Raw genomic sequence first — 24645 nt, forward strand, 5'->3', positions numbered from 1 at the left:
GTTTATATAATGGAGTTTTTTCAAGAGTTAAAGAAGTTAAAGGAGTTATCGCTTCCTGCGGTCGCCAAGGAGTCAGAGACCGCAGGAAGCGACAACTCCTTTAACTCCCTAAACTCCTAAAAAGAATCCCTCTCATTAAAATACATATCCAGCAAATCTTTCGCTGCCATGAAACTGGTCTTTTCTCCGGCCAGCACAATGCGCTCGGCATCCTCAAGACGTGCCTGAATGGCCGCATTGTTATAGAAATGGCTGCGCAGATGCTCGTTGATGCTCTCATACATCCAGTATTTGCTCTGCTCGTTACGACGGTAATCGAAGTAACCGTTAGCCTTGACAAAATCGATATACTCGTATACCATATCCCATATCTCCTTGATACCGATGCCATAGAATCCGCTGTAACACAGCACGCGTGGAGTCCATCCGCTCTCCGGTTGCGGGAAGAAATGGAGGGCATTGCGGAACGATGTGGCCGCAAGATGGCACTTGTCGACGTTCTCACCGTCGCACTTGTTGATGACAATGCCGTCGCTTATCTCCATTATTCCGCGCTTGATGCCCTGAAGTTCGTCGCCCGTACCGGCAAGCTGTATGAGCAGAAAGAAGTCTACCATGGAATGACAAGCCGTCTCACTCTGCCCCACCCCGACAGTCTCTACGAATATATTGTCGAAACCGGCAGCCTCGCAGAGTATTATTGTCTCACGCGTCTTGCGGGCCACACCGCCAAGCGAGCCGGCCGAAGGGCTGGGACGTATGAACGATGAAGGATGCTGGGCGAGCTTCTCCATGCGCGTCTTGTCTCCGAGAATGCTGCCTTTGGTACGCTCCGAACTGGGATCGATGGCAAGCACGGCCAGTTTTCCTCCATATTCGCGCAGCACGTGTATGCCGAACTCGTCGATACTCGTCGACTTTCCGGCTCCCGGCACTCCGCTAATGCCGATACGTACCGACCGTCCGCTGTGTGGCAGACACTTCTCTATCACTTCCTGTGCCTTGGCACGATGATCCGGATTGACACTTTCCACGAGCGTGACGGCCTGACTGAGCACGGTGATGTCACCACGCACAATGCCTTCGACCATCTCACCGGCAGACAGTTCGCGGCGACGGAAGCGTCCGCGCTTGAGATAAGGATTTATTATGGAGGGCTGTTCCACACCGCCATTGACGGTAAGTCCCTTGTATTCCTCGTTGTTCTCAGGGTGTTCCATGACTTTGTCTCTTTTATTTCACATTAATCTTTATCACCACCTTAGCCCTGTCCGGGTCGTTGGTAATCATGAGCACACGCGGTTTGGAGCGCTGTTTCTTCAACTCGTCACGCATGGCCGTAATCTTCAACTTGGTGGATTCTCCCGGCTTCAGCTCGCGTTTGCCGAGCGTAACCTTCAGTCCTGACGTAAACATCTGAAGTGACGAAATCTTCAATTCCGTCCGTCCGGTATTCGTTATCATTATGTTACCGCTCTTCTTCGCCTTGCCGTCAAATACGAAATCGAGCGAGTCGGCCGATATCGACATCTTCGGGCCGTACTGTTTCTGCGCGTCGGTGATGCCTGCGAAATTGGGCAGAAGCACGGCCGATACGGTCAGTTCGTTGTCATTGCTCACCTTCTCACCGATATTGCTTGCCACGTAAACCGAAGTCTGCGTCAGTCCGTAGTCGTGCAGTTTTGCAGAATGCAGCATCACGGAAATCTTTCCCGAGTGGCCCGGAGACAGCTTTTCAGGAGTGACAATGGCCGAGAGATAGGCCGGCAAATGCATCATCGTCGGGGTGAACACCGTTGTACCGGCATTCATTATATATATGTCCTGCACCGGATTCTCCCCCTTGTTCACGTCATCAAACTCCAATTCGTTGCGGTCGAGCAGCAAATCGCCCATGGCAAAAGGATAAGATGCGGTGTTGTCCTTAAGGTCGGCCATGACCACACCGGTCATATTGACATACAACGGCTCTTTCGTGCCGTTGCTCACTATGCGTGCGCTCTTGTCGAAATGGCCGAGCTGCCTCGCGTCGTATGTCAGTTTCATAACGAACTTGTCGCCGGCCGCTACCTCCTTTTTGGGATATTCCACACCGATACATCCGCAACTTGTCCTTACATCGGTTATCTTCAACTTACGATTGCCCTTGTTGCGCATCTCGAAAGTGGCGGTAATGGGTTTGTTGTATGCCACAGGCCCGCAGTTTACCGTCGGTCTTGTCACTTGAAGCCGCTGCGCCGATACCGGCAGAATTGCCATCAGAAGCAGCGATGATATAATTGTCTTTCTATTCATATAATCAGGTTTGTTCTCTTATTTCACTACAAAGGTATGCGATTTTGCCGTGGCACGATATTCAGGAGCATACGCGCATCCGGCAGTACAGGTGCCTGTCTCGTAAGTTCCGGCGCGGTCGATGTAGTACTCTGTTTCTATCACACGTTTTCCCTTGGGCATACGGTCAATGTAGTAATTGGTAGTGTTGTCCTTGGGCGAGCAATACATGCCGTTGCGATAGCCGCTCAACTGTCCCACCGGCTCCATGCAAGCGGCACGACGGTCAACGATTTGCACGAAATCGAGGTCACGGCCGGCCTCTATCGTTATGCGCACTACAATACGGTCGCCAACAGACAGAACGGCCTTTTCGGCACTCTTGTCTTTCTTGTCCCCTGTCTTCACCAACACTTCGCGCTTCACGCTTATCCCGCTTCCGGATGCCTTTATGTCCGATGTCTTCTGCATAAACTGTGCATATACAGCTCCCCATGACGTACCTTCGGATGTCTTTGTGGCCGTGAATGTATTTCCCTTCGGTCCGTTGACAGCCGTCCTGACATATCCGATACCGGCAGTTGCTTCCGGAAGAGCAAGAACCTTACCGTCGACGGCAAGCACCGTCTGTTCCCGTGCGGCAAGTTCTTTCATATTGTCAAAAAGGAACGCATAGACGGCATCTACGCTGTTCACCGGTGTATCCCACGCCTGCGTGCGCTTCTGCTGGAGCAGCCAGCGGCGCATCTCGTCGACAGTCTGCGTGTCTGAAGGCGTAACGGTCCTTATAGCCTCTATTGCCGCCACCTCGGTAGGAATCTTATAGTCGCGCCATGAATACGCCGCACGCCGGGTGTCATAGTAGCGTCCCATCTCCTCGGTATACACAGTATACTCTTTCAGGCTCCTTACATACTCACGGCTTCTTTGCGTCTCTCCGTGCTTTGCAAGGATTATGGCGGTCAAAGCCTTCTCATATATGGTCTGACCGGCAATGTCTTTCTTCAACAGAGCTATGAGATAGTTGCACGCCGACTGCACCGATGCCGGACGGCTGCGGCCGTCCACAGCCCTGAGATACAGATATTGCAGAGTCGTGACGCCGGGGAACGACGGCTTCACGCCCTTGCGCTCGGCTTTCTTCATCTCCTCCACATCCTTCACAATCTCCTTGTCCATATAGCCGATAGCCGATGAGAGCATCTTCTTCGTGTCGTTCACGGCACCCGTCATGGCATTCAGGCGCACAAGCATCTGGGCTATCTCCACCGTCATATACATGCTTCCGTCCATACCCGGACACCAGCTCCACGAGCCGTCGGCAAGCTGCAACTTGGCCAACTTGTCGATAGCCATGGCCCGGCGGTTGGCCGCCGTAGACTCGTTGAAGAAGTCGGCCAACCGTTGTTTCTGCTCTGCCTCACGGTCAGCATCGGCCACCCACGGTGTCTCGCTGAGCACAATATCTTTCAGCGAGGCATTCTTTTCGAGACTGCTCATCAGCGACGTCTCCTCTCCGCGCTCCATACGCCAACGGTCAAACGCGGTCTTCACTGCGGGATTGCGGCTTATGATGCTTCCGGCTATGGTGTTGGCATACAGCGAAACGGCCTGCTCCACGGCATTGTCATCGCGCGGCGTGCCCATCGACGGCAGCGCCTGCACCATCATCCATGCCGGATTGCCGGCATATTCCACCGTCAGTTTGCCGTCCTTGCTCTTTGCCGGGAACAGTTTTGATATGTCCACCGATTTCACGCCCGGTCCGTTCTGCGTGAACGGCACCGTCACCGTCACCTGCTCACCGTCGGGCAGAACAGGCAGATAGTGCTGCTCGCCGTCGCTGAACGTCTTGCCGGCAGCAGTAATGCGGCACACCAGCAAACTGTGGGTGCCGTCAGGAACATAGCCGAACGCTACTACGGCAGTGCTGTCCGGACTGACACTGAAGTCGACCGCCTGCGAATAAACCTCACGTCCGCCGTTCGGCTCGGTCAGTACCATACGCGCCTTGCCTTTGGCCACACCCTTTCCGGTGTTGAATATGCGGGCCTGTATCCTGGCCTTGTCGCCTACACGGACGAAACGCGGCACATTGGGCTGCACCATCACCTCCTTTGCAGCAACGACCTCGCCCCCGATGATGCCGCTGAACATATCAGCCGTATGGGCCATACCTATGAAACGCCACGTGGTGAGACTGCCCGGCAGGGTAAACGCGAGGCTCACCGAACCATCCTTGTCAGCGAGCAGAGCCGGATAGAAGAACGCCGTCTCGTCGAGATTCTCGCGCATCTGCACTTCCTGTCCGCCACTTTCGTCACCGCCATCTTGTGATTCCGTGGATATTTCCTTGGCTTCCTCCTTGACAGCTGCCCCATTCCTCATTTTGGCTAAACCGACAACGAATCCTCCCGACGCCATCGGTGCCGCTTCTTCCACACTGACCACGTCACTTTCCGCAGCAGAATCGTATGTTACGCTCTGTGACATCTTGTACATTGCGCCGCCCCTTATCCTCATGCTCCGTACCATTCCATAATATGAACCCGGGAAAAGACTGCTGTCAAAACGGCTCGGGGCAAATTCCTTCCACGAAAGCGACTTCCACGATGCCATGCCCCATGCCGAGAATCCCGACACACGAGGAGAATGCAACGGCAGATACGGCACATTGAGCCACACCGACGGGCTGAAGCTCCAGTCGTGGCGGGCTATCTGGTCGAGCGACTTGTCGTAGAGCGTAGCCATGAGCTGTGCGTCGGCAGGCGTGCCGTCGGGTCTGAGAACGGTCATGCGCCATTCCTCTTTCTGCCCCGGAGTGAGACGGTCGCGGAACGTTGTCCACTTCATCTTCAACTTCGTGTCGGGCACAGGGCGCCTTATCGAAACGCTATGTGTATGACACTCACCTTTCTTGACCCATGCAAACAGCAAGGTCAGACCGTTGCCATACTTTTCATCGTATGTAAACTTGCGGTTTATCAGTGCATTGCCGATGTCGGTGCGGCCGCTCTCTACGACGGTGTTACCCGATACAATGGTGTATATGACGTGCACATCCTTGTCGGACGAACCCACCTGCACCGTCACCGGACCACCGTCGGCCGGGAACGATTCGGCCGAAACATAGAACCAGTCGCGGGTGTCGGCAGGCGGTACCGTGTCGTCAAGTCCGAAGACAATGAAGTCCTGTTCCAGCGTATCAGTCTCGCAGACAGCCTCAAGCCTGTGCCGGCCTGAAGCAAGACGGCTGCCGAAAGCAAACACACTGCCCGTGCGGGCAACCTGCCATTCGCCGCTGTCAATACGGAAACGCACGTCGGCATCGACATTGATACCCGCCGCATTGCTGAGAGTGAACGTCAGAGTCTTAAGGCTGTCGGCCAGCACCTTTTCCGGCATATCGCTCGTAAGCACGGTGGTGCGGCTGCCCAACGGTATTCTCATACTGCCGCTGTGGGTCTCTCCGCCCATATCGGTGACATCGGCATCTACCACAAAGTCGTAGAACACAGGCATCCTGCGGTCGGCCAATACATCGTCAGGCAACACCACAGGAACCTCAACGACGAAAGTTCCGTCAGCTCCCGTTGTAGCCGTTCCGTTGAATATGTTATCGCCCGAACCCGGATAGTATGGCGCCACCTTTCCGCGCACGTTGCTGCTGCGCCACCATAACGACACGTTCCGCCTTACGGTATAGCTCACGGCAGCGCCCTGCACAGGCACACCGGCATAAGTTGTGGCGCGCGCCCTTACCATGAGAGTGTCGCCGTTTTTGTACTTTTCGTTTATATCGGGAAACTCCACACGGAACGTGGGACGCTTGTACTCCTCGACACGTACCGACGATGATGTCCCGTTGACCTGAACGGTAAACGCTCCGTTGAGCGTTCCCACAGGCAGGGTGAAGTCGGTCGAGCACGACCCGTAGCCGTCGGTGACGAGTTCGCGCTCATCCACTATCTTATAATTGGCGTCGCGCAACACAGCCTTCACCGCCTTTCCGCCCACGGACTTGTGGGATATAGCACCGTCGGACTCATATACCACGGCAGCCACATGCACCGTCTGGCCGGGACGATAGATGCGCCGGTCTGTAAACACGGCGGTCATCTCTCTGAAATTCCTGTTGTCGCTGTAACTGTAACGCCCGTAGGCCGACCATACTGGAGCGGCCTTATCCTTGTCCGTATAGGCGTATATCTCCCGTCCGGAATCGGGACCGGTCAGTTTGCCCACGGCCTCACCGTTGGCGTCGCACGCAAATGTGACCGCGGCATCGGCCTGTCTGCGGCCTGTGCCCTTCACCCTTATCTTTGCACCGGGCAGCGGCTGTCCGGTAGTGGCACTCACCACCACATAGCGCACAGAGTCGCCCGGAAGCGGATGAGACATGCAATAGACGTCGCTCACATAGTACATCTGGCGTATGGTCTCCGTGGCCGGCACCGTCTGAAACTCAAGCATATATACGCCAACAGGCAGCGTCCCGAGCTCAATGGAGTCTTCAAACTGCTGATAACCGGGGCGGGACATATATGTGCGCACCTGCCGCCGGTCGGGCAAGGCCGTCAGCAACGGTTTCAGCCGCCGGTAGTCGTTGCTGTTGCGCGGCGTCCCGCGATAGTCGCCGTTCACCGCCGCACGGTATACATTCATCGTCAGCGACGTGATGTTGCGCAGGTTGGACAGCCTCACCGTCTGTCCTACACCCGGCCCGACCCTGTATCGTCCGGCCTCCAGCGACATCTGCGATGCCGTCAGTTCGCGCTCGGCGTTGCGCAGATAGTTGGCCCGCTGCCATCCGCCCCACTTGTCGAGAGCACGGCGTATGAAGGCTATCTTGTCGCCGGCGGTGACATCAGGACACTTCTGCATGTAGTCGTAGCGCTCTATGGCCACCTCACAGGCAATGTCGAGGTCCTCGTAAACATGTATTATAGAGTCGAGCGAGTTGATATATTCCGACTTGTCAAGCCGCTTGCCGCCGGCCGGGCGGTAATTGCGGAGCAGTTCGAGAGCCGATATACAGGCTGCGGGCCTCATGCCGGCATCCTTGTACCATCGCCACATGGTCATGAAATCCTCCACCTCGTAGGCCACCACACTGAGCATGTCGCCGCCGAACACCGAGGCATTGTAGCCCCGCGCCACAAACGGTTCGTAGCCTGCGGCACGGGCGGCAGCCAGCCTGGCGGGTTCGGACGTTGCCGACTTCCTGTAGCGTGTGGCCGCACTGTCGGCCCCGTCGCCTATATGTCGTGCATTGTCGGTGTATATCCTGTAGAGCACGGCGGCATAAACGGCCTTTGCCACGGCATTGCTCTCGGCACGTTCCTTACTTTCCATCCGCCTCAGAGCCGGCAGCAGGGAGTCGGGCGACACACCGGTCTCCACAGCGATGCTCTTCAGTTCGGCCTTCATCAGCTGTCCGTATTCGTTTTCGGCCGCGGCCTTTGCCACAATCTTCCGCAACACTTCGAGTTGTGTCTTGGGCAGGTCCTTCTTCTCCGCCGCCTGTTCCTGTGTCCACAACGACGCATATGTCTGAGCGGCAAGCGACACCGGAAGCATCACCAATGCCACCGTCAAGGACAGTATTGTCTTGTTCATAAACTTCATTCGTTTGATATTATTCATAAAGTCACTACAACCGATGCCATCTGCATATCCAAAGATGGCGTATATCATATCCTTGTTCATAAGCATAGAGATATTAACAGCATATTGATGATACAAAGATAAAACAATTATCCCACAATGCAAAGTTTTTTCGACGGCATCGGCTGTTTTTCCGTTTTTTTAATGTAAGAGGCCGAAACATCCGGTTTGAATTATATTTACTTTAACGAATGTTAAGCGACATCATAAGCGCGATTTTCCGACAACGGTCAGAAAACGGCACTTTTTGCGCCAAAAGGGAAGCTCTGATTATCAAGACGTTACATCGCAATGGCTTTGTCAAGAAAGCAGAGAGGGCCGTTTCGCATTGCAATAAGGCCGTTATTGCATTGCGAAACAGGCCCCGTTGCAATGCGAAACGGCCGTTGCGGGAGTGCCGGGAGGCCCTTACGGCAGAAAAACAGGGCCAAAAACAGGTGTAAAGAAAGCAGAGAAGGCCTTACGGTTTCTCTGGTTCGGGAAAAAAGAAATGTTAAATTCAAGATATTCGTTTTACGTTTTAACATTAATTAAAGCACGCCAAGCTAAGGCCCTGCCATTCGGACTGCCATTGCCGCCGAATGGTCATACAGACACCGGCTATCGGTCTGAGGACTTGTCTGACGGTATTCTCATACCACAGCGTCTGCATAATACTGTCTTGTCCGCACCTCAATCTTCTCCCTTGCACCCGGGACACTTGCCTGTTCCGCCACAATTGGTGCAATCGACGAACCGCCACACGCCCTGCGACATGGTGTAATGGCGTTTTGCACCGGCACACGCCGCGCATACTCCCGAACCGTCACAATGGGCGATATCGGCGGAAGATGTCTTCCGGCAGCCTGCCGGATTCAGTCTGAACGCAGGTTTCGTCACCTCGCCATCCGTTGCGGCCACAGCCGTATCTCGGGGCGCCACGACGACCGGACGGACTATCGCGGACGTATCGGCACTGAAGCCGGTGCCGGCAACGGCAATGCTGTCGGAACGAACGGCCCTGCGAGCCACGGAATCGTCAAGCAACTCGACATTGGCTCCACCTACGGCATTGAGAGAGTCGCGGATATGTTGCATACGTGCATTAAGGGTCTTTCTCGCATCGCGAATAGCCTTCGTGCCAACATAGACTGCATATCCTACATTCACGCCCGGAACAGACAACAGGATTTCTTCCTTGACTCTCTTCCAATTCTTCTTTTTCTTCTTCCCTCCGGCAGCAAGCGTGTCTTCTGCAACAGCAGCTGTGTCGGGCACTGTCATGACTGACAATCCACCGGACAACAGCAATGACTCATCAGGCCACGGCAACGATTCATCCGGCAACGGCAACGATTCGTCCGAGGACGGCAATACTGAAGACAAATGGTGAGAAACGTTCTGTGGCAACGACAGCGACGACAATGACGGCAAGGCCACAAACACGGTCAATACCACCAATACGGACAAGCTCTTTATTCTATTCATTTCCTTGGATTTTGATTTATAATAATCTTAACCGACTGATATTTATGATTTAACTGCTGCAAAGATAAATATAAATTCCAAGATTCATACACCGGCAGGATAAAGATTTTAGTTTTTCTTTAGAGGAAATTTACAGCAAGAAATCATCAATGTCATCAGGCGACACCACCGTGAACACGGCATCAGGATAGGTTCGCGCAAACGAATCAGGAACTTTCGTGCGTTGGGCCTTGACCGAATTCCACTTGAATTCAAAGGCATTCAATCGACCGTCGGCCTCCTCTATCAGGTCTATCTCCTTCTGTTGCTGCGTACGCCAAAACCATGTGTTGACAAAATCCTCCCGCATATAGTGGCATTTCATACGCTCGCTAATGGCAAAATTTTCCCAAAGGGCCCCCGTGTCAGCACGATTTTCCACCTGCTGGAAGTTGGCTATAACAGCGTTTCGTATGCCAAGATCCCAAAAATAAATCTTTCGGCTCATCTTCAGTTCGTTGCGCAAATTACGTGAAAAGCTGCCTACCCGGAACACAATGTAGCACTTTTCGAGCACGTCGACATAGCGCTCCACCGTCTTCGGGTCGAGTCCGACAAGCTGTCCCACCTCATTATAAGACACCAGTTCGCCTATCTGATGGGCCAACGCCTGCACAAGACGTATAAGACGGTCAGGTTTGGATATGCTGTCAAGCATCAATATATCCTTGTAAAGATAACTGTCAGTAAGTTCACGCAGCACAGCACGCTCATCACCCTGCGACGTAACCACCTCAGGATAATATCCATAGACCATGCGGTGTGGAAGCATGCGGTGTTCTTCAAGAAGATTGGTGTGGGCGACCATCTCACCGTATGTAAGCGGAAACATGCGGAATGTGCGCTTACGACCGGTAAGGGACTCACCGACACGTGCTGCCAACTCAAACGACGAGCTGCCTGTGGCCACCACCTGAACATCCGGCACTTGGTCGGTAATGAGCTTCAACCGCAATCCTATATCGGGAATGCGTTGCGCCTCATCTATGACAAGACATCTGCAACCACCCAACAAGGCACGTATACGCGTTGAAGTCATTCCGGAAAAGAGTTGCCGCACGTCCGCGTCATCACCGTTCATCCACATCACTTCTTTCTGTCCGCCGAACATTTCGGACAGAAGCGTGGACTTGCCCACCTGCCGTGCTCCCATTATCATGATGGCCTTGCCCTTGCCGATCGTCTCTTTTATCTTCCGTTTCTGAAATCTTTCTATCATGGAAATATATTGTTTGTCAACGAAGACGTCACCGTACAAGCATATCCGCACTGCTTTCTTAGCCCTATCTTCAATGCAAAGATAGGCATTAAACATTCAAAATCCAAAATTATTATAAGTTTTTTGGATTCAATTCCAAAATTATTATAAGTTTTTTGGATTCCATTCCAAAATTATTAATAACAGCAATGTGACATCGCTGCTAATGATACAGACATTTGCAATTATCTAAACTAAGTTGGTCAACAAAATTAAATTATATAATCGCCCAGATATAGGATGGATGCGCCTTGAAAAGGCAGCAAGCACATAGCCCGGGGTAGAGCGCAGCGGCACCCTGGGTATCATGTTCTATTATCCTATTCGCCCTAAAAGGGCAAAAGCATTATTTATCAGATAATTACATTCTCCATATCCCATATGTTTTTATGCTTTTGCCCTTGCAGGGCGCGGGGATTGTCGATGTCGATTCCCGGGGTGCCGCTACGCTCCGCCCCGGGCTATGTGCTTGTTGCCCCGTTGGGGCGCATTCTGTCAGGGTACGTTCTGTCCAGAGGATGATATAGTTTAATTTTGTTGACTAACTTAATTTTGCTAATTAACTTATATTCCTCTTCCCTCCGCTGTCCTCATATTTTTCCGGCAATATCCCGGCGGTACAACACCGTCTGCACCATGCCTCGCACGGCCAGATACAGCGTCATGGCAAGCCAAAGGGCATGGTTGCCGAGCCACGGACTGAGACAGAAAAAGGTAACAAAGAATACCGATGCCGACACTGCCAGCGACACGAGCATGCCGCGCGTGGCGGTGACACCGATGAAAATGCCGTCCCATACGAAAGCAGCCATGCTGCAAAGCGGTATTACAAGTGCCCACGGGAAATAGGCCGACGAGGCACTGATGACAGCCTCATCGTCGGTGAGCAGGCGCAGAAACGGCATTCCGCCAATGGCATAGACTACAGTGAAAGCTGCGGCCATAAACAATCCCCATAAGAAAAGGCGCCGCACAGTGTCACGGAAAGCATCACCATTGCGCGCCCCGTAGTATCGTCCGCCAAGCGCCTCACCGGCATTGGCAAAACCGTCCATGATATAGGAGAAGAGCAGGAAGAGCTGCATGAGCACTGTGTTGACAGCAAGAATAACGGCGCCCTGACGTGCCCCGGCAGAGGTAAAATATAGATTGACAGCCACAAGACAAAGCGTGCGCAGGAATATATCACGATTGACGGTGAAGAAACGCCACAACTCATTACGCTGCAATACACCGCGCCACACCATATATCGCCCCAACCGGCCGTAATGACGCAACAGAAGCACTATGGCTGCGGCAAAGCCTGCATACTGGGCAATGACCGTGCCCGTGGCCACACCTTCTATCCGCATGCCCAGTCCATAGACAAACGTGAGGCTTGCAAAGATGTTGACCACGTTCTGCATGATTGATATGAACATCGGCATGCGGGTGTTCTGCATGCCGACAAACCATCCCATCAGTCCGTAAAGCCCCAGCACGGCGGGCGCGCCCCATATACAGATGGAGAAATACGTGCGTGCCCAAGGCTCGACATCGGCAGTGGGCCTCATCAGCCTCACCATCGTCCACTCCAACGGCCACTGCAACACTATCAGCGTTAGTGCCACTGCAAGTGCCACTGTGAGCGAGCGTACGAGCAACTGCATGACACAAGCCAAATCGCGACGACCGAAAGCCTGCGAGGTCATGCCACTGGTGCCCATGCGCAAGAAACCGAATATCCAATAAATGAGATTGAACGCCATTGAGCCTACGGCAATGGCACCGATATAGGCAGCATCGCCAAGGTGACCAACAATGGCCACGTCGACAAGTCCGAGCAACGGCACGGTGATATTGGAAACTATTGAAGGACCCGCTATACGAAGTATCTGACGGTCACGCTGAGTTATTGGCATGGTTATATGTCACAGGTTATCAAAATCTGCAAGGTATGTGCTTATATAAGTTCAGATATTTTCAAGCCATACGGCTCACGGCCATGTGCAGACTGTGGGTGTCATCATGATGGAATACCATCAGATATGCCGACATGTCCTTCTCCGATGGCACAGCGTCACTGTACTTGAAATCGTGGAAAACAGACTTGCCCTTGCCCGATACCGACAGTGCCGGCCGCAGGGCATAGAAACCGCCGTGATTGTTGTGGTGGAACTGCGACACGTCGATGCCTTCAGCCACGGTCTGCCAGCTGTTGCCGTCATGGCTTATGCCGATGGCGAGTGTGTTGGCACGGTTGTGGAGTCTTACGAACATGTGACGGCCCAACTTGCAGGGCAGCACTTTCCTTTCCGTAGACGAAGAATATATGAAAAGCTGACTGCCGTCGGATGTCAGTCCGGCAAAGGCCTTGTCGCTGTAATAAAGCAGCAATCCGGCGGTGCTGCCTTTGCCTATGGTTATCTCCGTCTGCACGGTGTAGTTCTTGTGCTGCGGTGTGACGAGCAGCAGACGGCTGTCTGCCGGCGTCTTGCCCTTCGCCTTTACCGTAACAGAACTGTTGCCGAAGACGAGCGTCCCCTTGCCGCTTTCTCCCCACAGAGTCCACTGCAGTCCCAATGAGCTGCCGTCGAAGCCGTCGGAAAGCACCATCCCGTCGGGCGTGGGGTTGTCTGCCTTAGGGAACTGTGCGTCCGACAAAGTTCTGAACCATCCGTCAGACGTCCATGCTATCGGTTCGATGAGCGTGCTGCGGCCAAGTGTGTGGTAGCCGTTGAGATAGGCATGATACACCACCCACCAGTTGCCATCGGCATCGTCAATGATGGTGCCATGTCCCTTTGACCACCAATTGTCGTCGGCCGTATATGTGTGTACGATAGGATTATAAGGGGAGTTTTCCCAAGGGCCTTCAATATTGCGCGAACGGGCCGACACCACCATATGGCTCGTTGGCGGTCCTGCCGTTCCGCCCTGTGCAGAAGTCATGTAATAGTATCCGTCGTGGTATATGAGCTTGGGCGATTCCAAATACATGCCCTCTGTCTTCCAATGCTTTGGATATTTCCATCCGTCATAAACGGTCTTCTTCTCACCTACGGTGGCAAGGCCGTCTGGAGTTAAAGCTATCACTTCACCGTTGTTGACAAACAGGTAGCGGTTGCCGTCCCTGTCGGCCACATGGCCCGGGTCTATCCCCCGTACCTTGAGGTCTACCGGCTTGCTCCACGGCCCACGGATGTCGTCGGCCCAAGACACCCAGTTCGTGCCGGCTGACGGAAAGTATATGTAATAGCGGCCGCCGTGCTTAACGAGGTCGGGGGCCATAGCCGAGCCTGTATATTCGGGGACGGCACGACACACTGGCTCCCAATTCTGCAAATCGCGCGAATGCCATATCAGAAAACCGGGGGCGTAATAAAACGGCGAATGTGTCATGTAATAATCATCCCCGTCGCGCAGAATCGTAGGGTCGGGATAATCGCCGGCAAGCAGCACTTTGGGAAACGGCACGGCACTTATGGACAATGATGCCCAAAGCAGTGCAAAAGACAATAACAACTTTCTCATTATTTAATACTTGGTTGTGAGTTAGAATCGGATTAACGGTATTGACGCAGGAATAACAATAATGCAATGCCGCACTTTGTTTTACCGTCTCTGCCTGCATATAATACGGACTACGCCACCGGATTACTTGTCATCCGGCAACAGCATTTCCAACTCCGGCCATGCCGGCGGTACCACACCGAGCAGATTCTTCACAAAGAAGTCGAAGCGCTTGTGTTCGCCGTAGCGCTCACCCATGGTGTGGCCTACACCCGGCAACACCACTAATTCGAAATCCTTGTTGGCACGAATGAGCGCGTCGACCACCTGATAGGTGCTTGAAGGGTCGACATTGTCATCAAGTTCGCCCACAACAAGCATCAACGCTCTTTTGAGCCGATGGGCATTATATACGTTGCTGCACTCCACATAAGAGCTGTCCACGGGCCATCCCATCCACTGCTCGTTCCACCATATCTTGTCCATGCGGTTGTCGTGGCATCCGCACGACGAATAGGCAGCCTTGTAGAAATCACCGTGCAAGAGCACCGCCGTAGTGCTTTCCTGTCCGCCCGCCGATGCTCCGAATATGCCCACGCGCGTGGTGTCCATGTAAGGATAGCGCCGTGCGGCGGCCTCTATCCACAGCCGACGGTCGGGAAAACCTGCATCCTTCAAGTTCTTGTAACACACATCCTCAAACTTCTTTCCGCGCCACGACGTCCCCATACCGTCCATCTGCACAACGATGAACCCCAGTTCGGCCAGCGCCGTCATGTTCCAGTCGTAAGAAATGAAGTCTTTCGGAGTGTAGGCGCTTCCCGGTCCGGCATAGATATATTCGATGACGGGGTACGTCCGCGACGGGTCAAAGTTGGTCGGTCGCCTGATGATACCCCAAATATCGGTCTTGCCGTCACGTCCTTTGGCTGTAAACACTTCGGGAGCCTTCCATCCTTCGGCCGTGATGGCTGTGATATCGGCCGTCTCAAGTGTGCGGACAAGGCGGCCGTCGGTGGTACGAAGTTCTGTCACAGGCGGGCGGTCGACCATAGAATAGGTGTCTATCATATATCGGAAATCGGACGAGAACTGCGCCCGGTGATTGCCTTCGGCCGGTGTCAGACAAGTCATGCCGCGACCGTCGGTGCCTATGCGGTAGTAACGTACAAGATAAGGGTCCTCACCTTTATTGACTCCCGACGCTGTGAAATATATCTGTCCGGCCTGTTCGTCCACGCGCACCACCTCACGCACACACCACTCGCCACGCGTTATCTGCCGTATGACACTGCCCTTGGCAATATCATAGAGATAAAGATGATTCCAGTTGTCACGCTCGCTCATCCATATCATCTTGCTGCCGTCGCGATAGTCATGCCGGAAATAACGGTTATAGTTTACAAACGTTTCCGACCGCTCCTCCACGACCGTACGTATCCTGCCCGTAGCGGCATCCATAGCCAATATGCTCAGCAGTTTGTGGCCGCGCCGGTTGTACAGCATCGTCACCTCACGGCTATCCGGCTGCCAGCGAAAATAATTCAATTCATACTGATTGTCACAAACAGTCATATCGGCTTCCACCTTGCAGCCTGTATGTGTGTCAATTATTATCGGTGTACGCTGCGGCAGACGGTCGCCCGGCTTGGCGTACTCCTGCTTATGAAGTATGGGCTGTAAACGGTCGTTGGGCGACGACTCAACATAATGCACATAACGTTTGGGCACGGGCTGACGCCGGCAAACCATGATATAACGTGAATCCGGTGACCAAAGAATACGGTTTGAATAATAATCTCCCGGCGAACCATCCTGACTGAGAATACGCTTCACCGTATATGGCTTGCCCACATCATGCAGCACCACGTTGTATTCCTCGATATAAGCCTCCGTCTTGCCGTCGGGAGAAAGCACCGGCCACGGCCTGTCTTCCTCGTCCACCTCCATCCAATGCGGCTTTTGCTGACGGCCGAACTGCGGTTTGTATGCCGGCCGCGGCCGTCGGCCTATTACGCTGTCACGCTCCTGCTCGGTCGCATATACCGTCTGCGTCCCGTCGTCGGCATTGCCTACGATATAGCGTCGCCCAGCCGGTGTGTCTATATAATAATGGTACATGGCCGTAGAGTCTTTCCACGCCACACCATGCGCCCAATGATAGACCCGCTCGCTGCTGAACTTACCGCTCAGCCCATATGCCCGGCGGTAGTCATCCACTGTGCCCTGTGCCGATATGCGTTGTATCATTCCGCAGAATACGAAAAGGCATGATGTGGCAAAAAATCCGATATTTAGTCTCTGTCTACGCCTGATACTTTTATACAAACAGAATTTTGTGTTAATATAATTTGTCATATCCAAATATGTAATTTTTTCGCAAAGTTACATTAAAATTCCGGCTTACAGAATATAATTCCCCCAAAAAGATGTACCTTTACAACCCAAATACAATACCATAGATTCGACCGAATAAAAATGAATTGCCAATTATCCCCATAAAAAACAATAAAATGAAAATAATTTGGAACAAAACAACAACAATGACCGACACCCATATCTCGTAACCTTACGAGGTACTGAGCGAAGAGAAAAGAAAAACTGACAGTAACACTTCTCTCGAAACTCTGAAACTGATTATGGAATTAGGATTTGTTGACTAACTTAAATAAACAATCATGATGTTTATGACAATGAAAAAATTATTTGCCGTTCTCATGCTACTGTTGCCGTTCGTAGCTTTACAGACCGAAGCGGCACGCAAGAAGACAACCGTATGGGAGAACCCCGTGAAAATGTATGCCAACACGGGAACCATAGAAGTGACGCGTGTAGAGTTAGCAGACACGGCTACTGTGTTATATCTGCATGCGGAATACACGCCCAAAAACTGGATAAAAATAGCCAAAGAGAGCCGGCTAAAAGACATGGACGGCAAGACATATCGGCTGACGTCGGCTGAAGGAATTGTGCCCGGAAAGAAGTTCTTCATGCCCGACAATGGCGAAACGGACTTCACATTACGTTTCACTCCGATGCCGAAAAACACGAAGATGATAGACTTTGCAGAGGGCGAGACAAAAGACGACTGGCGTATCTTCGGCATCCACGATGACAGTTACTGTCCCGACATCGACATACCGAAAGAGTTGCGCAACATGAAATACGCCGCAAACGAGACCCTGCCCGTGACACGATACGCTCCCGGAAAAGTGAAAGTGCGCTTCAAGGCTTATGGATACAGGCCGGAGATGCAGGCGAAACTGGACGGGTGGTACAGCGTCTTTGGAGAAAAACGGCAACACCTTTTATCTCCGAAACTCAACGATGACGGGACGGCAGAGTTTGAAGTCCGCCTCACTCATCCTTCAGTGATAGTCATCGGCATCCGCTACGTGAACTATGCGAGCATATTAGCTGTGCCGGGAGAGGAAGTATCACTGGCCTTAGACTTGGCTAACGCGCAAAAAGATAATGCTTACTTCGGCTTCACCGGCACTTTGGCACACACCAACAAAGTTGTGAACGAGAACAGATTCAGACTACAACAACTCTTTATGACATCATACGACTCCATGATGGTTGCCGTAACTGAACGGCGGTCGGCAGCGGAATATGCGGCCTTAATAGGCAAAATACAGAAAGAGAAGAAAGAGTTGGTCAATTCCTGTGAAGGGTTAACGGATGCCGCACGCGCTTTTCTACGCATGAATTTGGAGAGAACAGCTTTCGACTGGCAGTATGACTTCAGCCGCTCATGGGAACAGGCGAAGATACGCCTGTCAAATATAAAGACGAGAGAAGAATATGAGGAACTGATGAAAAGCATGAATGTGCCGCATTTTGACGCACCGCTGACCGACGGCACGACGATGGAGAGTATCGAATCAGACTACGCCATGTTCGGAGACTGCCTTTGGTCGGCATTCTCCTACCCCACACCTGTTGTCATAACCAACGACTACAACCGTCAGGTGGCTACGGTCGATGCTTTCCTCAAAGGCAGAATCACCCTCGATGCAGCCGTCGAGGCAACCATAACTGACCCCGCCCTGAGAACACTGATAGCGGATAAGCGTGCCAAGGACAAACAGATGGAGGAGGAGATGGCACGCCGCGCCAATGTCTTCTTCCATAAGCTGGATGACGTGAAACCCGAAAATATCCTTTCTATTATTCTCGACAAACACAGAGGCAAGGCCGTGGTAATGGACATCTGGGCCACATGGTGCGGACCGTGCAAGGCGGGTCACAAGCGGATGGTACCGCTGAAGAAGGAACTGGAAGGCCAGGACGTTGTCTTCATATACGTCACCGGCCCGACATCACCTGCCGAGACATGGCAGGAAATGCTTGGCAACATCACCGGTGAACATTACTATCTGACGCGCGAACAATACAGCCACATCCTCGAAAAATATGAATCGGACGGCATACCTACCTATCTCGTCTTCGACCGCGATGGCCAATTGACGTTTAAAAACATCGGCATGGTCGACAACGGAAAAATAAAAGAGGAGATTGAAAAAGCAATGGAATGGAACTGAAAGGCCATTGATTGAAACCGAGAAGACGGTAAACATACCCTCTGTACGGTGCAATCCACAGGTCCAAACAGCTCTGGGCCGCTTGGATATTATGACAATGTCCATCATACTATCGGCCAGGGTATGCGCACCAATACCCCCAACTTCGGTGTGTCTGTAGGCAGTCCACCTACAGGCACTTTTCCGAGGAATGGACTCCAAAAAACTTCTTGACAGCATCGGCCGAATATTTTCCAACCATCAAATCACCACATGAATTATGAATTGTGGAAGAAAATAGCGACTTCAACACCCAAGGAAACACTCACTATAAAATAACAACATTTTTGAATGAACAATAATATCCTAAATGAAAGGGCCGTGTATCACTAAAAATAAATATCTACAAATATTTTTGAGTACCGGATATATTTATTACCTTTGCACACAGCAAAACATATTACTTGATGGGGTGCTCCGGTGTTTGCCGCGGCTGAGATTATACCCGTGAACCTGATTCGGATAATGCCGACGTAGGGATATAAGAATGGATATTTAAAAAGACCTTATTATAAGAGCGGAGTTAAAGTTTCCGTAGCTTTACATAGGATTTCCCCATATATTTTTTCGACGAACAAAACATTGTGAGTAACGGCCAGCCGTGTGGCGGATGACCTAAGGTCTCCGTAACCGAGGTGCCGCACTCTATACAAATTAACAATTATGGAGAAACTGATTATTGCAGGAAAGGAATTCACATCCCGGCTGTTTATGGGCACCGGGAAATTCAGTTCTAATGAACTGATGGAACGGGCCATTGTCGCCTCTGAAACACAGATGGTGACCATGGCCATGAAACGTATTGACCTCGACGACAGCGGTGACGACATGCTGCGTCATATCGCCCGTCCGGGCATACAGCTGTTGCCCAATACATCAGGAACACGCAACGCCGACGAGGCCGTGTTCGCGGCAAAGATGGCCCGCGAGGCTTTCGGCACCAACTGGCTCAAACTCGAGATACATCCCGACCCGCGCTATCTGCTGCCCGACCCTATGGAGACGCTGCTCGCCACAGAACGGCTTGTGAAGGAAGGCTTCGTGGTGCTGCCATATTGTCAGGCCGACCCCGTACTGTGCAAGCGTCTGGCCGAAGCCGGAGCCGCCACGGTGATGCCGCTGGCCGCGCCTATAGGCACCAACATGGGACTGCGCACACGCGACTTCCTACATATTATCATCGAAGAAGCCACAGTGCCAGTGGTTGTGGACGCCGGTATCGGTGCACCGAGCGATGCCGCCGAGGCGATGGAGATAGGCGCTGACGCCGTACTGGTGAACACGGCCATAAGCGTCGCCGGCGACCCGGTTGCAATGGCGCGGGCTTTCAAGAAAGCCGTAGAGGCCGGTCGCGAGGCTTATGAGGCAGGATTGGGACGCCAGTCTATGGATATGACGGCTGAGGCAAGCTCGCCACTAACGGAGTTTCTAAATTAAAATCAGGAGTTAAAGGAGTTATCACTCCCTACGGTCGCTAAGGATTAGAGACAAAAGCATTAGTAATCAAATAATTACAATTCCCATATTCATATGTTTTTATGCTTTTGCCCTTGCAGGGCGCGGGTATTGTCGATGTTTGATTCCCGGGGTGCCGCTACGCTCTGCCCCGGGCTATGTGCTTGTTGCCCCTGCGGGGCGCGTTCTTCCAGGGCGCGTTCTGTCCGTACGATAATGTAGTTTAATTTTGTTGACTAACTTATGGAAAACCCCAAAAGTTTTTTTAGTCCAACTTTTGGGGTGCAGTTTATTTTAGGCAAAAAACTGTTATTTCTTTGTCTCTTCTTTCTTTGTCGCCGGCTTGTAGCGTTTGTTCAGTCCGTTTATCACGTCTTTTGTAATGTCGTGACGCTTGTCGGCAAGTAGGATGTTGTCCCCGGCCTTAGATATGATGAGATCATATTTCTTGCTCTTATTGTAGTCTTTCAGGAAGTTTTGGAGCGAATCGTGTAGGGCCGTGTTGTATTTTGCCGTTTCAGAGTCCAACTCAGCCCCCAAACGGCCCTGCAGTTCCTGCAAGTCTTGCTCTTGGCGTTGTAGGGCAGCCTGTACGCTCATGGCTTGCTCGCGACTGGTAAATCCATTGTTGTTTATTTTCTGTTGGAAGTTCTGCATGGCAGCCTGCAGTTGTTGTCCTTTTTGATTGAGGGTATTGCGGGCATTGTTGCTCTTTTTTTGTAATATGAGGGAATAATCCTTGCAGAAGTTATACTGCGACATGAGCGAGTCCACTTCTACATATGCTATCTTCATTCCCGTGGTTGCTGTTTCTGGAGTGGCAGCCGGTTGTTCGTCCATTTTGGGACTTGAGTTGTTGCATGCCGTCAGGAATAGTGCCGATACGGCGCTCAATGACATCATGCGGATGATTTTGTTGCTATTCATTTTTTATGTAATGTTTAAATTATCCGATTCTTTCTTCTGTGGCAAGAATGTTTTTTGTACGCATCTCTCTGTCTTGATCCATAACGCAGTGTATCTTGCGTTTTTTCATATCCTCACTGTCATGAATGTGTATGGAGGAAAATCTTCCGTCTTTAAGGAATATAACCTTGACACATAAAAATGCCATACATATAGCAATAATTAACGCGCTTATTAACAATATCTCAACCATATTCTGTAACTTTGCGGGTACAAAGATAATGTAAATTAATCAATTTATAAACAATTACTATATAAAAAAGAGAAAATAATGGCTAAAAGTGATTTAAAACCGGCATGTGTTTTTGAACAGTTTGCAAAAATAAATGAAATACCGCGTCCTTCCAAGCGTGAGGAGAAAATGATAGACTATCTGAAAAACTGGGGAGAGAGCCATGGTTTGGAGACCAAGGTGGACAAGACAGGTAACGTCTTGATAAAGAAACCGGCCACTCCGGGATACGAGAATCTTAAGACAGTGATTATCCAAAGTCATATGGATATGGTCTGCGACAAGTTGGTGGACGTGGAATTCGATTTCGATAATGATCCCATACAGACCTATGTTGACGGTGAATGGCTTAAGGCTAAAGGTACGACGCTGGGAGCCGATGACGGCATAGGCTGCGCCATAGAACTGGCTCTGTTGGAGGCCGATGGAGTTGAACACGGTCCGATAGAGTGTGTGTTCACACGCGACGAGGAGACACAACTGACGGGTGCGAGTGGTATGGAAGCCGGTTTCATGACAGGAGACATGCTTATAAATCTGGACAGTGAGGACGAAGGACAATTCTTTGTATCGTGTGCCGGAGGACGCAGCACTACTGCCGAATTCATATTCGAGCGTGATGAGGCTCCTTCGGACTATTTTTTCATGCAGGGTTCTATAAAGGGGCTTACAGGTGGCCACTCTGGTGATGATATTGAGAAGAAGCGTGCCAATGCGATAAAGATTCTTGCACGTTTCCTTTATAAGGAAATGGAGAAGTGTGACGTGCGTCTGGTCAGGTTTGATTCTGGAAAGATGCATAATGCCATTCCACGTGACGGCAGGTTCACCATTGCCGTACCAAACGACAAGAAAGAAGACATAAAGGTAGACTGGAATGTGTTTGTGAGTGAGGTAGAAGACGAGTTTCATGTCACAGACACCAATATGGTGTTTGCCTTGGAGAGTGCCGATAGGGAGCCGGTGTTGCCGTCTGAGGTAGCGGTTAGTTTTGTTCGAGCCTTGCAGGGAGTGGACAACGGTGTGTTTGCAATGTGTCAGGACGAGGCGATTGCCGATATGGTAGAGACCTCAAGCAATATTGCAAGCATTGTGACTGAGGATAAAAGGATAATTGTAGTGTCGTCACAGCGCAGCAATGTGATGAGTAATCTGGACAATCAGTGCAACACGGTGAAAGCTGTTTTTGAACTCGCCGGTGCCAAGGTTATGCAGAATGACGGTTATCCGGCATGGAAGATGAATCCCGACAGTATGCTTACCAAAATAGTGGCGGACACATATCGCAAGCTGTTTGGGAAGGAACCTGTTGTCAAAGGCATACATGCGGGATTGGAGTGCGGACTGTTCTCGGAGCGTTATCCCAACCTTGACATGGTGTCGTTCGGGCCAACATTGCGTTATGTTCATACACCGGAGGAAAGACTTCTTATACCTACCGTAGAAATGGTATGGAATCATTTATTGGAAATACTCAAGAATATTCCGGCAAAATAATGAAAAGAAAACTATTTATAAATATAACGATGTGTATGGTTATGCTGTTGTCCGTATCGTGCGGACAACAGCATGACGCTGAACATATCGTGAAAGAGTTCATGAAGGAAAATATGAAGGATGCAGCTGCAATGTCATCTTTGGATTTTGACAGAATGGATTCGACAAGATTGATAAACGATTCGATAATCACAAGTATACGTGCCCATGCCGGCGAATCAGGTATTTATAAGACAGAAATAAGCTATGGGAATGGAAAATCAGGCAAAGGAAAGAAGTTGTTTATACTTCGTGCAAGGTATCGTGTGGATGATGTAGATTGGTGCGATACATATTATTTGGATGCCGATTTGAAACGGGTAGTGGCTTTTAAGACCAACTAAACAATGTTTTTTGCTGTTTATATGAAAAAACTTCATTGAAAATTTGCAGGAATAAAAAAAAGGAACTACCTTTGCACCGCATTTGAGAGAAAGTGCTGCGGTAAGAAACCGGAAAGGAAGTTTGGGTGAGTGGCTGAAACCAGCAGTTTGCTAAACTGCCGTGCGTGTAAACGTACCGGGGGTTCGAATCCCCCAGCTTCCGCAGGTTTTCTTCTAGAATGAGATGGTCGATTCATCTAATGGTTAGGATACAAGATTCTCAATCTTGGCATAGGGGTTCGATTCCCCTATCGACTACAGAAACGGTCTCGGTAATATTTACCGAGACTGTTTCTTTTTTATATGTTTTCAATAGAGTATGATTTTGAAAATCCAGTGGTTAATATTCATTTCTTTATGTGCCATAAAAGGCAGAGTGTTCAAAATAGGAAGAGAAAAGGTGAGGCTTTGATAATATGCTCCAAATATAGAGTATACTACTAAAGCCTCACTTTTTCTCCTGCTATTATGGACGATACTTCTAAAAGCCTTTGATATTGCTTACTAACTTATTTATTTATTCTTGAAATAGTATTGTCCTCTCTTTTCCGTCCGCTTGCCATAGTTGATGGCGTGTACCGGACAATGGTGGTAGCATGCCAGACAACACGTGCAGCTTTCGTCGTGCTGCCATTCCGGTTTTTTCCCTTTTCCTCCGACGATGTCTCCCGTGGGGCATACCTCCGCGCATATTCCGCATTCGATGCAGGCGTCGTCTACTCGGAACGGCTTGTCGGTTATCATCCGGCGGTTGAAGTATTGTCCTATTACATATGAGTATAGCCTTGGTGTCGCTCCCTTTACGAGAGTGTCCGCTACATTCCTGTGCCCTTCTACATCCTTGGCAATCTTCTCGATAATCCTTTCCGCAGCCGCAATCTTCTCCTTTTCCCGCTCTTCTGTGTCTGTGTACATGAACGGCAGGCATACGTACGACTCCGGCATCACGATAGAGAACAGCCCTGTTGCTTTCATTCCACGCCGTCCGAGTTCCCTGTTGAGTATGGTCATCGTGTCGCCAACGGTGTCTCCGCATGTGCAGAGGGCGAAACAGTAGTGTCCCGCGGCATTGCTTACGGACATCTTTCTGATGAATTTGCGCACAATCTGCGGCGGCTGCCATCCATGTACGGGAAAACAGAATCCAATACGTTCGCCCTCGGCCAGAGTATAGCGACATTCGCCTTTCAGCTCTTCTGGTATGAACATCAGCTCTTCACCGGTTTTCCTGCTGATGGTCTCGGCAGCCCATCGGGTGTTTCCTGTCCCTGAGAAATAAAAGATCATATG

The 24645-nt window shown here is 51.1% G+C and carries 14 protein-coding genes, 2 tRNA genes and 1 riboswitch; of the genes, 6 read left to right on the forward strand and 10 right to left on the reverse strand.

All coding sequences use genetic code 11. The features are described from left to right. Nucleotides 1-116: 116 nt before the first annotated feature. The 8 genes from meaB to HPS55_RS08290 form a co-directional block, all read right to left on the reverse strand. On the reverse strand, nt 117-1220 hold the full coding sequence (meaB, locus tag HPS55_RS08255) for a methylmalonyl Co-A mutase-associated GTPase MeaB (RefSeq protein WP_172177359.1): 1104 nt from the start codon (nt 1218-1220) through the stop codon (nt 117-119). A gap of 13 nt (nt 1221-1233) precedes the next feature. After that, entirely contained in the window at nt 1234-2295 is a 1062-nt protein-coding gene (locus HPS55_RS08260; RefSeq protein WP_172177357.1) for a DUF1573 domain-containing protein, read from the reverse strand. Nucleotides 2296-2313: 18 nt separating this feature from the next. Beyond that, entirely contained in the window at nt 2314-7893 is a 5580-nt protein-coding gene (locus tag HPS55_RS08265; RefSeq protein ID WP_172177355.1) for an alpha-2-macroglobulin family protein, read from the reverse strand. A 720-nt stretch (nt 7894-8613) separates the two neighbouring features. Beyond that, a complete protein-coding gene (locus tag HPS55_RS08270) occupies nt 8614-9408 on the reverse strand; it encodes a DnaJ-like cysteine-rich domain-containing protein (protein WP_172177353.1) in 795 nt (264 codons plus the stop codon). Between the two features lie 130 nt (nt 9409-9538). After that, nucleotides 9539-10666 (reverse strand): ATP-binding protein, encoded by a 1128-nt coding sequence (locus HPS55_RS08275; protein ID WP_172177351.1) that lies wholly within the window; start codon nt 10664-10666, stop codon nt 9539-9541. Between the two features lie 629 nt (nt 10667-11295). Beyond that, the gene (locus HPS55_RS08280) at nt 11296-12600 is read right to left on the reverse strand and encodes an MATE family efflux transporter (protein WP_172177413.1); all 1305 of its coding nucleotides are present in this window, start codon (nt 12598-12600) and stop codon (nt 11296-11298) included. A gap of 67 nt (nt 12601-12667) precedes the next feature. Beyond that, on the reverse strand, nt 12668-14218 hold the full coding sequence (locus tag HPS55_RS08285; protein WP_172177349.1) for a family 43 glycosylhydrolase: 1551 nt from the start codon (nt 14216-14218) through the stop codon (nt 12668-12670). Between the two features lie 123 nt (nt 14219-14341). Beyond that, complete coding sequence (locus HPS55_RS08290) at nt 14342-16447, reverse strand: S9 family peptidase (RefSeq protein WP_172177347.1); 2106 nt, start codon at nt 16445-16447, stop codon at nt 14342-14344. Nucleotides 16448-16890: 443 nt separating this feature from the next. On the opposite strand from HPS55_RS08290, the gene HPS55_RS08295 reads away from it, so the two are divergent. Both HPS55_RS08295 and HPS55_RS08300 read left to right on the forward strand, forming a co-directional pair. Continuing rightward, a complete protein-coding gene (locus HPS55_RS08295; protein WP_172177345.1) occupies nt 16891-18744 on the forward strand; it encodes a TlpA family protein disulfide reductase in 1854 nt (617 codons plus the stop codon). A 437-nt stretch (nt 18745-19181) separates the two neighbouring features. Then, nucleotides 19182-19281, forward strand: a riboswitch (TPP riboswitch). A gap of 165 nt (nt 19282-19446) precedes the next feature. Beyond that, nucleotides 19447-20220, forward strand: a complete 774-nt coding sequence (locus HPS55_RS08300) for a thiazole synthase (protein ID WP_172177343.1) — start codon at nt 19447-19449, stop codon at nt 20218-20220. 327 nt (nt 20221-20547) lie between these two features. Here the strand turns inward: HPS55_RS08300 and HPS55_RS08305 are convergent, their stop codons facing one another. Then, nucleotides 20548-21165, reverse strand: coding sequence for an OmpH/Skp family outer membrane protein (locus tag HPS55_RS08305; RefSeq protein ID WP_172175615.1), 618 nt, complete (start codon nt 21163-21165; stop codon nt 20548-20550). A 310-nt stretch (nt 21166-21475) separates the two neighbouring features. On the opposite strand from HPS55_RS08305, the gene HPS55_RS08310 reads away from it, so the two are divergent. From HPS55_RS08310 to HPS55_RS08325, 4 genes are all read left to right on the forward strand, one after another. After that, a complete protein-coding gene (locus HPS55_RS08310) occupies nt 21476-22933 on the forward strand; it encodes an aminoacyl-histidine dipeptidase (protein ID WP_172175617.1) in 1458 nt (485 codons plus the stop codon). Continuing rightward, nucleotides 22933-23316 (forward strand): hypothetical protein, encoded by a 384-nt coding sequence (locus HPS55_RS08315; protein WP_172175619.1) that lies wholly within the window; start codon nt 22933-22935, stop codon nt 23314-23316. Before HPS55_RS08310 ends, HPS55_RS08315 begins: the two co-directional genes overlap by 1 nt. Nucleotides 23317-23431: 115 nt before the next feature. Continuing rightward, nucleotides 23432-23518, forward strand: a tRNA-Ser gene (locus HPS55_RS08320). Nucleotides 23519-23541: 23 nt separating this feature from the next. Then, nucleotides 23542-23613: transfer RNA gene (locus HPS55_RS08325), tRNA-Glu, on the forward strand. Between the two features lie 255 nt (nt 23614-23868). Here the strand turns inward: HPS55_RS08325 and HPS55_RS08330 are convergent. Next, nucleotides 23869-24642: an EFR1 family ferrodoxin gene (locus tag HPS55_RS08330; protein ID WP_172175621.1), complete on the reverse strand. Its 774-nt coding sequence runs from the start codon at nt 24640-24642 to the stop codon at nt 23869-23871. Nucleotides 24643-24645 lie beyond the last annotated feature (3 nt).

This window comes from Xylanibacter rodentium (assembly GCF_013166575.1).
GTDB lineage: Bacteria > Bacteroidota > Bacteroidia > Bacteroidales > Bacteroidaceae > Prevotella > Prevotella rodentium.

Excerpts from the sequence above, each read along its gene's own strand:
- HPS55_RS08300 (WP_172177343.1), top strand. The coding sequence starts at position 19,447 with ATGGAGAAACTGATTATTGCAGGAAAGGAATTCACATCCCGGCTGTTT.
- HPS55_RS08295 (WP_172177345.1), top strand. The coding sequence starts at position 16,891 with ATGAAAAAATTATTTGCCGTTCTCATGCTACTGTTGCCGTTCGTAGCT.
- meaB (WP_172177359.1), bottom strand. The coding sequence starts at position 1,220 with ATGGAACACCCTGAGAACAACGAGGAATACAAGGGACTTACCGTCAAT.
- HPS55_RS08310 (WP_172175617.1), top strand. The coding sequence starts at position 21,476 with ATGGCTAAAAGTGATTTAAAACCGGCATGTGTTTTTGAACAGTTTGCA.
- HPS55_RS08305 (WP_172175615.1), bottom strand. The coding sequence starts at position 21,165 with ATGAATAGCAACAAAATCATCCGCATGATGTCATTGAGCGCCGTATCG.
- HPS55_RS08260 (WP_172177357.1), bottom strand. The coding sequence starts at position 2,295 with ATGAATAGAAAGACAATTATATCATCGCTGCTTCTGATGGCAATTCTG.
- HPS55_RS08265 (WP_172177355.1), bottom strand. The coding sequence starts at position 7,893 with ATGAACAAGACAATACTGTCCTTGACGGTGGCATTGGTGATGCTTCCG.
- HPS55_RS08330 (WP_172175621.1), bottom strand. The coding sequence starts at position 24,642 with ATGATCTTTTATTTCTCAGGGACAGGAAACACCCGATGGGCTGCCGAG.
- HPS55_RS08275 (WP_172177351.1), bottom strand. The coding sequence starts at position 10,666 with ATGATAGAAAGATTTCAGAAACGGAAGATAAAAGAGACGATCGGCAAG.
- HPS55_RS08315 (WP_172175619.1), top strand. The coding sequence starts at position 22,933 with ATGAAAAGAAAACTATTTATAAATATAACGATGTGTATGGTTATGCTG.
- HPS55_RS08270 (WP_172177353.1), bottom strand. The coding sequence starts at position 9,408 with ATGAATAGAATAAAGAGCTTGTCCGTATTGGTGGTATTGACCGTGTTT.
- HPS55_RS08290 (WP_172177347.1), bottom strand. The coding sequence starts at position 16,447 with ATGATACAACGCATATCGGCACAGGGCACAGTGGATGACTACCGCCGG.
- HPS55_RS08285 (WP_172177349.1), bottom strand. The coding sequence starts at position 14,218 with ATGAGAAAGTTGTTATTGTCTTTTGCACTGCTTTGGGCATCATTGTCC.